The following is a 14,614-nucleotide window of genomic DNA, read 5'->3' on the forward strand; positions in this document are numbered from 1 at the left end:
CACAGAAAGAGAATCATGAGCACTCAGACCGAACAGGCGCTCCTCGACAGCATCCCCACCGGCCTCTTCATCGGCGGGCAGTGGATCGACGGCGAGACCGGCGGCACCTTCGACGTGCAGGACCCGGCGACCGGCACGGTGATCCGGACGATCGCCGACGCGACGCCGGCCGACGGCATCCGTGCCCTCGACGCCGCGGTCGCCGCTCAGGACGAGTGGGCGGCCACCGCCCCGCGCGTGCGCAGCGAGATCCTCCGCACGGCGTTCGACCTCGTGCAGGAGCACAAGGAGGACCTGGCGCTGCTCATGACGCTCGAGATGGGCAAGCCCCTCGCCGAGGCCCGTGGCGAGGTCGTCTACGGCGGCGAGTTCCTGCGCTGGTTCAGCGAGGAGGCCGTGCGCATCAGCGGTCGCTACGGCATCAACCCCGAGGGCACCGGCCACATGGTCGTGTCGCAGCGTCCGGTCGGACCGTCGTTCTTCGTGACGCCGTGGAACTTCCCCTTCGCGATGGCCACCCGCAAGATCGCTCCGGCACTCGCGGCCGGGTGCACGGTCGTCATCAAGCCCCCGGCGCTGACTCCCTTGACGACGATCTTCTTCGTCTCGCTGCTCGAGAAGGCAGGGCTCCCGGCGGGCGTCGTCAACGTCGTGCAGACGTCGAAGTCCAGCGCGCTGTCGGCACCGATCATCGCCGACCCGCGGCTGCGCAAGCTCTCCTTCACCGGATCGACCGAGGTGGGGCGCAAGCTCATCGCCCAGGCGGCCGAGGGCGTGCTGCGGGTGTCGATGGAGCTCGGCGGCAACGCGCCGTTCGTGGTGTTCGACGACGCCGACCTGGACAAGGCGGTGGAGGGTGCACTCGCCGCGAAGTTCCGCAACATCGGCCAGGCCTGCACCGCAGCCAACCGCTTCATCGTGCACAAGGACGTCGCGGGTGAGTTCGCCAAGCGTGTCACCGAGCGCGTCAACGGCATGAAGATCGGTCGCGGCACCGAGGAAGGTGTGGCGATCGGACCGCTCATCGACGCGGATGCCGTCGCCAAGGCGGGCGAGCTCGTCGACGAGGCCGTCGGTCGCGGTGCGACTCTGCTCGCCGGTGGCAAGGCCGTCGAGGGCACCGGCACGTTCTACGAGCCCACCGTGCTCACCGACGTCGTCGCCGGCAGCGCGATCCTCCGCGAGGAGATCTTCGGCCCGGTGCTCGCGATCGCGACCTTCGAGACCGAGGACGAGGCCGTACACCTGGCGAACGACACCGAGTACGGGCTCGTCTCGTACGTGTTCACCGAGAACCTGCAGCGCGGCCAGCGGATGATCGACAAGCTCGAGACCGGCATGATGGGTCTCAACGTGGGCGTCGTCTCCAACGCCGCCGCACCCTTCGGCGGAGTGAAGCAGTCCGGCGTCGGACGCGAGGGCGGGTTCGAGGGCATCCACGAGTACCTGTCCACCAAGTACACGCTGATCCCGGTCTCCTGACCGAGCAGCCAGAGGAGGAGAGAACATGACCGACTACGCCGTCATCAACCCCGCCACCGGAGAGACGCTGGCGTCCTTCGACACCTTCACCGACGCTCAGATCGAGGAGGCGGTCGCCGCCGCCGACGAGGCCCACCGCGAGTGGTCCCGTTCGTCGACCGTCGCTGAGCGTGCAGCCCTCGTCCGCCGCGCGGCCGAGCTGCACCGCGAGCGTCGGGAGGAGCTCGCCGACATCTTCGTGCGCGAGATGGGCAAGCCCCGCGAGGCCGCCCTCGGGGAGGTCGACTTCGCCGCCGACATCGCCGAGTACTACGCCGACCAGGCGGAGTCGATCATGGCCGACCAGCCGATCGCGATCCTGGGGGAGGGGTCGGCCATCATCCGCCGCTCCTCGCTCGGCCCGCTCGTCGGCATCATGCCGTGGAACTTCCCGGCATACCAGATCGTGCGCTTCGCGGCTCCGAACCTGATCGTGGGCAACACGATCCTGCTCAAGCCCGCGCCGCAGTGCCCGGAGTCCTCGTCCGCGATCGAGGCGATCTACCACGATGCCGGCTTCCCGAAGGGTGCCTACCAGAACGTGCTCGCCACGAACGAGCAGATCGCGACGATGATCGCCGACCCGCGCGTGCAGGGCGTGTCGCTCACCGGGTCCGAGCGTGCCGGGGCCGCCGTCGCCGAGATCGCCGGTCGCAACCTCAAGAAGGTCGCCCTCGAGCTGGGCGGGTCAGACCCGTTCATCGTGCTCTCGACAGACGACCTCGACGCGACGGTGCAGGCCGGCGTCGACGCGCGGCTCGACAACAACGGTCAGGCGTGCAACGGCGCCAAGCGTTTCATCATCGTCGACGGGCTGTACGACGCGTTCGTCGAGAAGTTCACGGAAAAGATGGCCGCTGTCGAGGCGACGGATCCGACGCTCGACGACACGGTCCTCGGACCGGTGGCCTCCGAAGCCGCGGCCGAGAACCTGCAGAAGCAGATCGATCAGGCCGTCGAGCAGGGCGCGACGCTGCTCACCGGCGGCACCCGCGACGGAGCATTCTTCGCGCCGACCGTGCTCACCGACGTGACGCCCGAGATGAACGTGTACCGCGAGGAGCTCTTCGGTCCCGCAGCCGTCGTCTACCGCGTGGCCGACGAGGACGCGGCGGTCGAGCTCGCGAACGACACCACCTTCGGCCTCGGCTCCTACGTCTTCACGACGGATGCCGAACAGGCCGAGCGCGTCGCCGACAAGATCGAGGCGGGCATGGTCTACGTCAACCTCGTGCTGGCAGACAGCCCCGAGCTGCCTTTCGGTGGCGTCAAGCGCAGCGGCACGGCCCGCGAGCTGGGCCACCTGGCCGCCGACGAGTTCGTCAACAAGAAGCTGATCCGCATCGGCTGACGCTTCTCGCCCTGAGGGGTCAAAGAACGCCGCCTCCCGGTCTCAGGAGGCGGCGTTCTTTGGCTCCTCACCTGCTGCTTATGTCGCTCTACACGGCAGAGCACGAGGGAGGGGTGTGCACAGCACATGGGGCTGACGCACACCCCAGGCATGCGCAGAGGTCAAGATCGGCGGATGCATCCACCGCCATTGCCCTCCGGAACTCCGATCGGCTTCACCGTCCCCGATGCGCTCGCACGGGGAGTCACCCCGCGCCGTCTGCGAGCGAAGGATCTCTCGAGACCCTTCCACGGCACGCGCGCTCGCAGACCGCTCGTCGGTGCGGAGACCGTATCCCTGCTGTTGGCAGCGCTTCCGCCGCACGCGTTCGTGTGCGGCACGACGGCCGCTTGCCTGTGGGGTGTGCCACTGGCTGCGCAGCAGGAAGCGGAGGCCTGGGCGCGACCACGAATCGGCGTGCCCTCTGAGGAGACCCGAATTCGCAGGACGGGTGTTCTCGGTCATCGGCTCGCGTTGGAAAGTGGCGACGTGGTCCTCCGCCGAGGTCTTGCCGTGCTGTCGCCTGCGCGGATGTGGGTGGACGTGTCTCGCGTCATGCGTCTGCCGCGGTTCCTCGCCCTCACGGATGCGCTCCTCAGCACCCGGCATCCGCTCGTCTCGGCAGAGGAACTCGCATGTCATCACGAACGATTCGCGGGTGGGCGCGGGGCGAGGGTGCGGCAGCGCGCGCTCGAACTGGCAGATGGTCGTGCCGAGTCCCCGCGCGAATCCATGGTGCGGCTGATTCTGATCGAGGCGGGGCTCCCGCGTCCGGAGTGCAACGTCGAGATCTGGCACGATCGCCGATTCGTGGCGCGAGTCGACATGCTCTATGCCGACGAACGGCTCATCATCGAATACGACGGGGATCACCACCGAGACCCTGATCAGTGGAGTCGGGATCAGATCCGCCGCGCCGAGCTCGAATCGCTCGGCTATCGCATGATCGTGGTCACCCGCCGAGACTTCGACGATCCCGATGCGCTCGTGCGCCGGATCCGTCGTCTGCTCAGAGCGGCACGTTGAGGTGAGGAGCCAAAGGAAGTCGGATGCCGCGGTGTGCGAGCGACGTTTCTTGACCTCTCAGCGTGGGCGTAGCCCCGCCCTGCACGAGCACACCGGGCGTAGGGTCGAAGCATGGCCAACGTCGCTGAGAACATCGTCAAGACTCTGCATGCCAACGGGATCGACCGTGTCTACGGCATCCCCGGGGACTCGCTGAACGGCTTCACGGACGCGCTGCGCAAAGACGGCACGATTCGCTGGGTGCACGTGCGGCATGAGGAATCCGCCGCCTTCGCGGCCGCCGCGGATGCCGCCACCACGGGAGAGCTCGCGGTTGTCGCCGGCTCGTGTGGTCCGGGCAACCTGCACCTCATCAACGGCCTCTACGACGCCAACCGCTCGCGCGTGCCCGTGCTCGCGATCGCCGCGCACATCCCCACCACCGAGATCGGCACCGGGTACTTCCAGGAGACGCATCCGCAGGAGCTCTTCCGCGAGTGCAGCGTCTACGTCGAGTACGTCGCCGACCCGAAGCAGATGCCGAGACTGCTCGAGATCGCCATGCGCGCGGCCATCGAGGAGCGGGGCGTCGCGGTACTCGTGATCCCGGGCGACGTCGCCCTCGCCGACATCGCCGACGACCGCGCCGTCGTGATCGAGCGCGCGCTGCCCGTGGTGGTACCCAACCCGGCAGAGCTCGAGAAGGCGGCGACTCTGCTGAACGCCGCGAAGAATGTGACGATCCTCGCCGGGGCCGGTGTCGAGGGTGCGCACGACGAGGTCATCGCGCTCGCCGACAAACTGGGCGCCCCCATCGTGCACGCGCTCCGTGGCAAGGAGTTCATCGAGTACGACAACCCCTTCGACGTCGGGATGACGGGCCTGCTGGGCTTCGCCTCCGGCTTCCGGGCCATGGAGGCCGCCGACGCCCTGCTGGTGCTGGGCAGCGACTTCCCGTACGAGCAGTTCTACCCGGATCACGCCAAGACCATCCAGGTCGACATCCGCGGCGCGCAGCTCGGCAAACGGCATCCGCTCGATCTGGGGCTGGTCGGCGACGTGCGTGCGACGGCTGACGCGCTGCTGCCGCGAGTGGCGAGGAAAGACGACCGCGGCCATCTCGACGACGCGATCGCGCACTACCGCAAGACGAGGAAGAAGCTCGACGAGCTCGCCGTCCCCGCCAAGGGCAACCGGCCCATCCACCCCCAGTACCTGGCTCGACTTCTGGACGAGCACGCGGCCGACGACGCGATCTTCACCGCCGACGTGGGGTCACCGACCGTGTGGGCGGCGCGCTACCTCTCGATGACCGAACAGCGTCGCCTGATCGGCTCCTTCACGCACGGCTCGATGGCGAACGCCCTGATGCACGGCATCGGCGCGCAGGTCGCGCATCCCGACCGTCAGGTGGTCGCGCTGGCCGGCGACGGCGGGCTCGCGATGATGCTCGGGGAGCTCCTCACGCTCACGCAGAACAAGCTGCCGGTGAAGACGATCGTGGTCAACAACTCCTCGCTGAACTTCGTCGAGCTCGAGATGAAGGCCGCGGGCTTCGTCACCTACGGGACCGGCCTGGAGAACCCGAGCTTCGCGGCGATCGCCGAAGCCATGGGCATCTTCGCGCGTCGGGTGGAACGCAGCGAAGACCTCCCGGACGCCGTGCGCGAGGTGCTCGCACACGACGGGCCCGCCCTGCTCGACGTCGTCACCGAGCGGCAGGAACTCTCCATGCCGCCGGCGATCGAGGCCGCGCAGGTCAAGGGGTTCGCGCTCTATGCGATCCGCACGGTGATGTCCGGCCGCGGCGACGAGCTCCTCGACCTCGCGAAAGCTAACTGGCGCCAGCTCTTCTGACCCGCAGGTCAGCTCTGGACGAGGGCCCGCACCTCGGCCGCCTCACCGTGCCGTCCGAGCGACTCGAGCACGTTGCCGAGCTCGAGGGCTGCGACCTGGAGCAGCGGAGGGTGGTCGGCGGCGTGGTCGATGGTGCTGCGGTAGAGGGGTACGGCATCGGCTGCGCGGTCGTTCCCTGCCAGCACGCGGGCGGCGAAGAGCTCGGAGCCGCCGGCCGAGCCGAGGTCGCCGAGCGCGGCGAACCCGTCGGCCGCGGTGAGGGCGGCGGCAACCGCTTCGTCGATCCGGCCGAGCTCGGCCAACGCACGTCCGCGGGAATCGGTGACGTCGGCGAGAAGCCACTCGGCCTCGTGCTGCTGTGCGAGGGCGGCGACCTCGTCGAAGAGCGCGAACGCGCGTTCGTCGCCGCGTCCGCCGTACGCCTGGCCGAGGCTGTGCAGCACTTCGCTCAGCGCGCCCACGGCCTCGGGCGCGCGCCGCACGGTCTCGGCGGCGGACTCGAGCAGTTCGATCGCGTCGTCGTGCTCGTCGAAGCGGGCGAGGATCTTGGCCTGCTCGGTCATGGACATCGCCTGGTCGGCGTGTTCCTCTGCCTGTCCGAAGAGCTCGGAGGCGTAGCTGTGAGCACCGACGGCCTGGCCGAACTCACCGGCCGCGCTCAGTGACCGTGCCAGCATCGAGGCGGTCATCGCGCGCGAGCCGGCGGCCACTTCCGCTTCCTCCTCGCGCTGCAGGACGTCGCCGAACAGCTCTGCGGCCTCTTCGGCGTCGCCGGCGCGCAGCATGACCCGGGCGAGTCGGAAGTCCACGCCGGTCGAGTCGCCTTCGCTCTCACCCGCAAGACGCGCGGCGAGGCGGTAGCGGGAGACGGCCTTCTCCGGCTCGTCCGCGTCTTCCCAGAGCGCCCCGGCGAGCAGGTGCGCATCGCCGAGAGCGCGGGTCGCGCCCAGTTCCGCGAGCAGCCGGCATACCTCGTCGGCGTCGGCAGCGCCCTCGGCATAGCTGTTGCCGCCGCCGCGCACGCGAGCCCTGGTCTGCAGGGCCTGCGCGCGATGTCCGGTGCTGAGGTCTTCCTGCGAGAGGAAACGGTCGAGCAGTACGGTCGCCGCCTCCATGTCACCCTTGCGCAGCACGGCCGAGATCGCCACCAGAGTCGTCGTGTTGGCGAGCCGCGTGTCCTCCGCCTCCGCGAAGGAGCGCGCGGCGAGCTCGGCGAGGTCCAGCGCGGCGTCCGCCTCCCCGGCCTGCAGGTGCAGTGCGGCGCGGCTGAGGGCCAGGTCGCCGCGCGACCAGGCGGGCAGCGACGCGGCATCGGCGATCGCGTCCTCGAGGTCGGCCGTCGCCTCCGGCGTGTCGATCCCGAAGGTCGCAAGGCCCAGACGCTCCTCCAGCGCGGCCTGCTCATCGCGCCCGGCGGCGCGGAGTGCGGCGATGCGCTGGGGAAGCAGCTCCAGGGCTTCGTCGGCGCGTTCGAGGGCGATGAGGATCCCGAGGCGCATGGAGAGCAGCTGGGCGCGCTTGTACGGGTCCTCGACCTCGAGGGCACGGGGGAGGGCGTCGAGGGTCTCGTGCTCCGCACCGAACTGGGCGAGCTGCATGGCGCGCTCGAACCACCCGTCGGCGTCCACCGGTGCGGTCGAGGGGGCAGGGGCCACGAACGCGTCCGAGCGGATCGGCACGTCGTACTGCTCGTCGGAGAGCGCACGCATGCGCCCCAGGCTGCGTGCGTGGCCGTCGGTGCCGTCGCGCTCGTCGAACGCGGTGGCGATGCGGTCTGCGGCCGTCCAGGCAGACGCCGCGAGTTCGGCGGCGCTCCAGCGGCCCTCATGCTCGCCGAAGAACGGCACGAGCGCCGGCGAATCCGCTCCGCGTACCGGGGTGTCGCCGTGGCCGGCAGCCGTGACGCGGTCGAGCGCGACGGCGAGGGCGGCGAGGGCGGCGAAGTGCGCGTCGACGTTCAGCCCGTCGTGGGCGAGCCAGGCGATGTGCTTCTCGACGAGTGCGAGCGCACGGGCCTCGTTCCCGGTGAGCGCCGCGAAGACGATGTTGTTGGCGACGATGCGCAGGTTGTCGGGGTTGTCCTTGGCCAATCGGTAACTGCGCAGGTGCGCGGTCTTCGCCTCGTCGAAGCGCCCGGCGCGGAGGTAGGGGAGGAGCACGCGGGAGAGGGCGTGCTCAGGCTCCTCTCCGCAGGAGAAGCCGCCCTCGATCATCTCTTCCACCAGGACGATGGCCTCCGCGTCGCGGTCGGTGTCCGCGAAGAAGCCCGCGATCTGGCTCCGACCGCAGGCGTCGCAGTGGCTGTGGTCGTCGCGCGGTGTGGCTTCCAGCTGCACCCGCAGCGTCTCCGCTTCGTCCATGCGTCCGGCATCCCAGGCGTCCTCGAAACGGGCGGTGAGCACACCGCTCAGGCCGAGGCCGCCGGCGCGGTAGTGCTTCTCCATGTCGTCGAGCACGGCGGCGATCTGGTCCTGGGAGAACGCCGGCGAGGAGCGCAGAGACGCCGCCATCCACTTGAACTGCCACATCAGGTCGGCGCCGCCGTTGTCGAGGTCGGCAGGGAACCGCTGCGGGTCGGTCTCGTGGTGCGCGAGGCACCAGGCGAACGAGTTCAGCATCACATCGGTCGCGCCGCCCATGTTCGCCGAGGCCGTCTGCCGCATCCGCGCCTCGTACTCGAGTCGCTCGTCGCCGATCTCCACGGCCAGCGCCACCGCCTCCGAGACCAGGGCCTGCTCGGCGGGCCCCCACGGGGTGCGGTCGATCTCCTCGATCAGCTGCTGGAAGCGCTTCTTCGGACGTGCCATGGGGGAACCCTTCGGTGGGATGTGTCAGCGGACGTCGCTGAAGGGGATCTGGTCCCCTTCGATGCCGGCTGAGAGCGAGACGAGGTCGGCGAGCGCGCTGGTCATCAGCGCACGGTCGGCGTCGGCGAGCGGATGATGTCCGGCGAGCAGGGCCTGGATGTACAGGAGCTGCACGGTGCGGGCGAAGACGGCGTCGTCCTGCACGCGCACCAGGGCGCGAACCACCCGGTTCGACCAGTTCAGGCACAGGCGCGCGCGGAGATCGTCGTCGCGGGCCGCGGACAGGGTCTTGTCGATGCGGTCCAGCACGCCTCCCCACAGTGCGCCGGTGACGCCCTTCGTGCGGCCGCGGTCGATCGCGCGCAGCACCTCCGGGTCGGCGACGTAGAGCCCGGCGAGATCGGGCCGGTCGATCGAGCGCACGACCACCGAGCAGTCGGATGCGGCGAGCACGGCGCCCGCGCGCGTCTCCAGCGCCACGGCGGCGTCGCGGTCGTCGAGCGGGGGTGGATCGAGGCGGTCGAGCTCTCCGGTGACATCGACCTGCTCGACGGTGACGTGCGGGTACAGGTCGGGCAGCATCCGGATCAGGCCGGCGTCGTACAGGTATCCGCCGTTGACGAGCACCTCTCCGGCGGGGGAGATGCCGGCCACCTGACGGAACTCGTCGACGGTCTGCGCATAGCGGATGTGCGGGTATCGCTCGACGAGGTCGCCGATCCGCACCGTGCCGTGCGTGGTCTCGACCGTCAGCCAGCGGGAGATGAAGTGTGCCAGCTCCTCGTCGTGGCGTACGAGGGACTTGAGTCCGACCTCGTGCACGGCGACGAACTGAGCGAGGCGATGCGGCTCGCTCAGCCCCAGCTCCAGGACCCAACGGCGGATGCCGGCGCCGAGCTGTGCGCGGACCCGCTCGAGCGCCGCATCGTCGACGAGCGACTCCCTGCTCGCGGTGGGGGCGAGCCCGGTGGAGTCGATCACGGCGCGGACGAAGAACGCCCATTCGGGGAGGACGTCGTCGACGCGCTCGGAGAGCAGCATCCGTCCCAGGTACATGCGCGTCGCCTGACGTGCGCCCGGCGGCGGAGCGTAGGGCAGCACGTATGCGAGGCCGCGGGTGCCGGTGGCGGGCTCGCTCAGCTCGATCACGTCGAGCGGACTCGCTCCGAGGAGGTCGCGCCCGTACTGCACGGCGGACTCCGGGTCCTGGGCGGCGTCGAGGAACGGCGCGTCCCTGGTGAGGTCGATGTCGCCGCCGGCGGTGTCGATCGTGACCCGCACGGGCAGGAACTCGCCGAACGTCGTCGCGAGCTCGTGCACGGCGGCGGGGCGCAGCAGATCGTCGGCGTCGAAGCGCGGCACGAGGTGCACGCTGGTGCCGATGGGGAGCTCCTCGTCGATCTCCGCCACCTGGAACGTGCCGTCGGCGCTTCCCGTCCACTCGACCGAGGCGCCGCCGCGGGCGCTGCGGGAGCGGATGACGATGGTGTCGGCGACCATGAAGCAGCTGAGCAGACCGATGCCGAACTGACCGAGGTAGTCGCTGCGCGGGAGGTCGAAGATGTCGCGCTTGGAGCTGCGCCCGACGGTGGCCAGCAGATCGGCCACCTCGGTGACCGTCAGGCCCACGCCGTCGTCACGCAGGACGAACTCGCCGTTCTCCGCGGTCAGCGGGGTGATCCGGATGCGTCCGCCGCCGCCGTCGACCTCGCGGCGTGCAGTGATCGCGTCTCGGGCGTTCTGCAGGAGTTCCCGCAGGTACACCCGTGGACTGGAGTAGATGTGTCTGCTGAGCAGATCGACCACTCCGCGCAGATCCACCTGGAACTGCTGCACCTCAGCGCTCACCGGCGCTCCCTCCTCCTGCATACGCTCGCTGAGCCTAACAAGAACACGCCTTCGCGATCCCGGTTCGGCGCCACCGGATCGATGCCGTATGCTTGTGGGGCAGTTGTTCTCTGCATTCTTTCGCCATGCCTGGGGTCTCCCGATCACAGCCGCGGTGGCAGAGTGGAGAGAGAACCCCGAGACCTCCCGGTCTCTAGGGCGGTAGCTCAATTGGCAGAGCAGCGGTCTCCAAAACCGCAGGTTGCAGGTTCGATTCCTGTCCGCCCTGCGCGTCAGCGCAACGCTGACACACGAAAGGTACATTCAGGATGGATCAGGACGAACCGCGCGGCGAGGTCGTCGCGGCCGGCGCCACCCGCGAGAAGAAGGGCAACCCCTTCTCACGGTTCTTCGGGGGTATCGCCCTGTTCATCCGCCAGGTCATCGCCGAGCTCCGCAAGGTCGTCACCCCGACTCGCAAGGAGCTGTTCAAGTTCACCCTGGTGGTGCTCGTCTTCGTTCTGATCGTCATGGGCATCGTCTACGGCTTGGACACGCTGTTCGCGTTCTTGACGCACTGGGTGTTCGGAATCCCTGGCTGATGACCCCCGCGGCTCGCGCCGCAGCTATGGAGAAGAAACAACGTGTCTGAACGATATTCCGACGACGCCGACTGGGCGACCGCCGCAGAGCAGTCCAGCGAGGAAGACGAAGCCCAGGAGGGCAACGTCCTCGCTGAGGAAGAGCTCTCGGCCACCCCGGCCGAGCACATCGCGGTTCACGTCGAAGACGAGGACGGCGAAGAGGATGACACGGCTGACATCGACATCGACATCGACGACCCGGAGGCGGACGCGATCGTGAACGACGCTCTGAACCTGGACGAAGCGGCTGAGTCTGAGGCTGCCGCTGAGGTCCTCAACGAATCTGTGGCCGAAGAGGCCGCCGACCTCGACGCGGCTGCGGCCGACGAGGTCACCCCGTACGACGGCCCCGAGCTCGGTGCTGACGACGTGCAGGACGACGAGGACTCCTCCGCCGATGAAGATGACGAGGACGCCGAGGAAGACCCGTACGAGGCCTTCCGCATGGACCTCCGCATGCTCCCGGGCAAGTGGTACGTCATCCACTCCTACGCCGGCTTCGAGCGCAAGGTGAAGGCCAACATCGAGCAGCGCAAGTCGACGCTCGAGGTCGAGGACGAGATCTACCAGATCGAGGTCCCGATGGAAGACGTGGTCGAGATCAAGAACGGCCAGCGCAAGATGGTCACCCGCGTGCGCATCCCCGGCTACGTGCTGGTGCGCATGGAGCTCACGGAAGACACCTGGTCGGTCGTGCGTCACACCCCGGGTGTCACCGGCTTCGTGGGCAACGCCCACAACCCGACGCCGCTGCGCTTCGAAGAGGCCTTCAACATGCTGAAGTCGCTCGTCGAGGTCAAGGACGTCCCCACGGCCAAGAACATCGCGTCGAAGGGCGGCGTCGCCGTCGCTCGTCCGCTGCCGGCCGAGGTCGACTTCGAGGTCGGCGAGACCATCACGATCAAGGAGGGCTCGTTCGCGGGTCTTCCCGGTTCGATCAGCGAGATCAAGCCCGAGAGCGGCAAGCTCACGGTCCTCGTCTCGCTCTTCGAGCGTGAGACCCCGGTCGAGTTGTCGTTCGACCAGGTCACCAAGATGGTCTGACACACATCCTCACGAGAACGGCCGTCCCTTTCGGGGCGGCCGTTCTTGCGTTCGCTCCCTTCTTGCGAGGGGTCAGAACACGCCGCAGCACGTCGGGCGATTGCGGCGTGTCTTGGCTCCTCAGCTCGGCGTGATGCGGCGTTCGTGCTGTGCGGCAGGATCAGGTAGACTTGCGTGGTTTGTGTGCCGCTTCGGCGTGCGCAGAGACGACCACGGTCCGGAAACGCCGGATCTGTGGGAGAAGCGGATGCTCCGGCATCCGATTCGATGAAAGGAAAGAGAATGGCACCGAAGAAGAAGGTGACCGGCCTGATCAAGCTTCAGATCAACGCCGGTGCAGCCAACCCGGCGCCGCCGATCGGCCCCGCGCTCGGTCAGCATGGCGTCAACATCATGGAGTTCTGCAAGGCGTACAACGCCGCGACCGAGTCGCAGCGCGGCAACGTCATCCCCGTCGAGATCACCGTCTACGAGGACCGCAGCTTCACCTTCGTCCTGAAGACCCCGCCGGCGGCGGAGCTCATCAAGAAGGCCGCAGGCGTCCCCAAGGGTTCCGCGACCCCGCACACCGTCAAGGTCGCGAAGATCACCAAGGACCAGGTCCGCCAGATCGCCGAGACCAAGCAGGCCGACCTGAACGCGAACGACATCGAGGCCGCGATCTCGATCATCGCCGGCACCGCCCGTTCCATGGGCATCACGGTCGAGGGCTGAGGAGAATAATCATGGCTACCAAGTCCAAGGCTTACAAGGCTGCCGCCGAGAAGATCGAGGCAGACCGTTTCTACACTCCGACCGAGGCAGTCGCCCTCGCGAAGGAGACCGGCTCGTCGAAGTTCGACTCGACCGTCGAGGTCGCGCTGAAGCTCGCCGTCGACCCCCGCAAGGCAGACCAGATGGTGCGCGGCACCGTCATCCTGCCCCACGGCACCGGTAAGACCGCCCGCGTCATCGTCTTCGCCACCGGCCCCGCGGCCGAGGCAGCGATCGCTGCAGGTGCGGATGAGGTCGGCGGCGCCGAGCTCATCCAGAAGGTCGCCGATGGCTGGACCAACTTCGACGCCGCGGTCTCCACCCCGGAGCTCATGGGCCAGGTCGGTCGTCTCGGAAAGGTGCTCGGACCGCGTGGTCTGATGCCGAACCCGAAGACCGGCACCGTGACCCCGAACCCGGCCAAGGCCGTCGAGGAGATCAAGGGCGGAAAGATCGAGTTCCGCGTCGACAAGCACGCCAACGTGCACTTCGTCGTCGGCAAGGCGTCCTTCACCGCAGAGCAGCTCGACGAGAACATCGGCGCAGCGCTCGAGGAGATCGTCCGCCTCAAGCCGTCGAGCTCGAAGGGCCGTTACATCCAGAAGGGTGCGGTGTCGACCACGTTCGGCCCCGGCATCCCGCTGGACGTCAACTCCATCTGAGTCTGACTCGCAGAAACGCCCCCGGGTTCTCCCGGGGGCGTTTCTGCGTTGTCGGAGCGGGGCCGGGGTGGCAGGATGCCGTGATGGGCACTGTCGACGACTATCTCGAAGAACTCGTTCCTGCGGATCGTGACGCGATCGACCGCGTGTACGCGGTCGCACGTCGGGAGGCTCCGGATGCCGAGCAGGGCAAGGGCTACGGCATGCCGGCCCTCGTCCACGCCGGGAAGCCGCTGCTGTCGGTGATGCGCGCCAAGAAGCACATCGGCATCTATCCGTTCAGCCCCGATGCCGTCGCGGCCGTGGCGGGAGCGCTGGAGGGTCATCCGGGTGTCAGCGTCGACAAGGGGACCATCCGGTTCCAGCCGGAGCATCCGATCCCCGATGGCGTGCTCGAGCAGCTGGTCCGGGCGCGGGTGGCGCAGATCGACGGCTGATCGGTCAGCCGCCCAGTACCGGCAGCACGAGACTGATCGCGATGGCGATCATGATCACGGCGATCACCGCATCCAGGATGCGCCAGGAGCGCGGTGTACGCAGCCAGCGTCCCAGATAGCGCGCACCGAACCCCAGCGCCGTGAACCACAGGATGCTGGCGGCCATGGCGCCGCCCGCGAACAGCCAGCGTTCCTCGCCGTGAGTGGCTGCGATCGAGCCGAGCATCAGCACCGTGTCGAGGTAGACATGCGGGTTGAGCCACGTGAGCGCGAGCGTGGTCAGGACGACAGGCGCCAGCCGGGTGCGGGTGAGGGTCGCCGTCGCGCTGCCCGGCGTCGCCGAGGCCGAGTCGGCGGCATCCGCTCCGTCCACCTGGAGCTCTTCGCCGCCGCGCCAGGCGCGGCGCGCGGCCAGGATGCCGTAGCTCAGCAGGAACAGCGCCCCCGCCCAACGTGCCACGACGACGAGCCACGGGGCGGCCGACAGCACGAATCCGAGCCCCGCGACGCCCGCGGCGATCAGAGCGGCATCCGACAGGGCGCAGATGATCACGACAGCCCACACGTGCTCGCGGCGGATTCCCTGGCGCAGCACGAAGACGTTCTGCGCGCCGATGGCGACGATGAGGGAGAGGCCGAGTCCGAGGCCGGCGAGAACGGTGAGCAT

Annotated in this window: 12 protein-coding genes and 1 tRNA gene; 10 read left to right on the forward strand and 3 right to left on the reverse strand. The window is 68.6% G+C overall.

From position 1 onward, the window contains the following. Positions 1–15 precede the first annotated feature (15 nt). The 4 genes from ACIOTO_RS12030 (at position 16) to poxB (ending at position 5,773) form a co-directional block, all read left to right on the forward strand. A complete protein-coding gene (locus ACIOTO_RS12030) occupies positions 16–1,482 on the forward strand; it encodes an NAD-dependent succinate-semialdehyde dehydrogenase (protein WP_105710399.1) in 1,467 nt (488 codons plus the stop codon). Positions 1,483–1,507: 25 nt separating this feature from the next. Beyond that, entirely contained in the window at positions 1,508–2,872 is a 1,365-nt protein-coding gene (locus ACIOTO_RS12035; RefSeq protein ID WP_400857971.1) for an NAD-dependent succinate-semialdehyde dehydrogenase, read from the forward strand. Between the two features lie 528 nt (positions 2,873–3,400). After that, the gene (locus ACIOTO_RS12040; RefSeq protein ID WP_400857973.1) at positions 3,401–3,937 is read left to right on the forward strand and encodes an endonuclease domain-containing protein; all 537 of its coding nucleotides are present in this window, start codon (positions 3,401–3,403) and stop codon (positions 3,935–3,937) included. Between the two features lie 111 nt (positions 3,938–4,048). Further along, the gene (poxB, locus tag ACIOTO_RS12045; protein WP_029260989.1) at positions 4,049–5,773 is read left to right on the forward strand and encodes a ubiquinone-dependent pyruvate dehydrogenase; all 1,725 of its coding nucleotides are present in this window, start codon (positions 4,049–4,051) and stop codon (positions 5,771–5,773) included. A gap of 8 nt (positions 5,774–5,781) precedes the next feature. On the opposite strand, the gene ACIOTO_RS12050 is transcribed toward poxB, so the two are convergent. Next, positions 5,782–8,580, reverse strand: a complete 2,799-nt coding sequence (locus ACIOTO_RS12050) for a hypothetical protein (protein ID WP_400857975.1) — start codon at positions 8,578–8,580, stop codon at positions 5,782–5,784. Between the two features lie 24 nt (positions 8,581–8,604). After that, positions 8,605–10,428: an HSP90 family protein gene (locus ACIOTO_RS12055; RefSeq protein ID WP_400857977.1), complete on the reverse strand. Its 1,824-nt coding sequence runs from the start codon at positions 10,426–10,428 to the stop codon at positions 8,605–8,607. A 195-nt stretch (positions 10,429–10,623) separates the two neighbouring features. Here ACIOTO_RS12055 and ACIOTO_RS12060 point away from each other — a divergent pair. The 6 genes from ACIOTO_RS12060 to ACIOTO_RS12085 all read left to right on the forward strand — a co-directional run bounded on the left by ACIOTO_RS12060 (position 10,624) and on the right by ACIOTO_RS12085 (position 13,947). After that, positions 10,624–10,696, forward strand: a tRNA-Trp gene (locus ACIOTO_RS12060). Between the two features lie 40 nt (positions 10,697–10,736). After that, positions 10,737–11,009, forward strand: a complete 273-nt coding sequence (secE, locus tag ACIOTO_RS12065) for a preprotein translocase subunit SecE (RefSeq protein WP_029260992.1) — start codon at positions 10,737–10,739, stop codon at positions 11,007–11,009. A 42-nt stretch (positions 11,010–11,051) separates the two neighbouring features. Further along, on the forward strand, positions 11,052–12,095 hold the full coding sequence (nusG, locus tag ACIOTO_RS12070) for a transcription termination/antitermination protein NusG (protein ID WP_400857979.1): 1,044 nt from the start codon (positions 11,052–11,054) through the stop codon (positions 12,093–12,095). Between the two features lie 282 nt (positions 12,096–12,377). After that, on the forward strand, positions 12,378–12,809 hold the full coding sequence (gene rplK / locus ACIOTO_RS12075; protein ID WP_017829145.1) for a 50S ribosomal protein L11: 432 nt from the start codon (positions 12,378–12,380) through the stop codon (positions 12,807–12,809). An 11-nt stretch (positions 12,810–12,820) separates the two neighbouring features. After that, a complete protein-coding gene (gene rplA / locus ACIOTO_RS12080; protein ID WP_029260994.1) occupies positions 12,821–13,510 on the forward strand; it encodes a 50S ribosomal protein L1 in 690 nt (229 codons plus the stop codon). A gap of 83 nt (positions 13,511–13,593) precedes the next feature. Continuing rightward, positions 13,594–13,947: an iron chaperone gene (locus ACIOTO_RS12085; protein WP_400857980.1), complete on the forward strand. Its 354-nt coding sequence runs from the start codon at positions 13,594–13,596 to the stop codon at positions 13,945–13,947. 4 nt (positions 13,948–13,951) lie between these two features. Here ACIOTO_RS12085 and ACIOTO_RS12090 read toward each other — a convergent pair whose 3' ends face one another. Further along, on the reverse strand, positions 13,952–14,614 hold the full coding sequence (locus ACIOTO_RS12090; RefSeq protein ID WP_400857981.1) for a LysE/ArgO family amino acid transporter: 663 nt from the start codon (positions 14,612–14,614) through the stop codon (positions 13,952–13,954).

It is taken from the genome of Microbacterium sp. NPDC087592 (genome assembly GCF_044743585.1).
Taxonomy (GTDB): Bacteria; Actinomycetota; Actinomycetes; order Actinomycetales; family Microbacteriaceae; genus Microbacterium.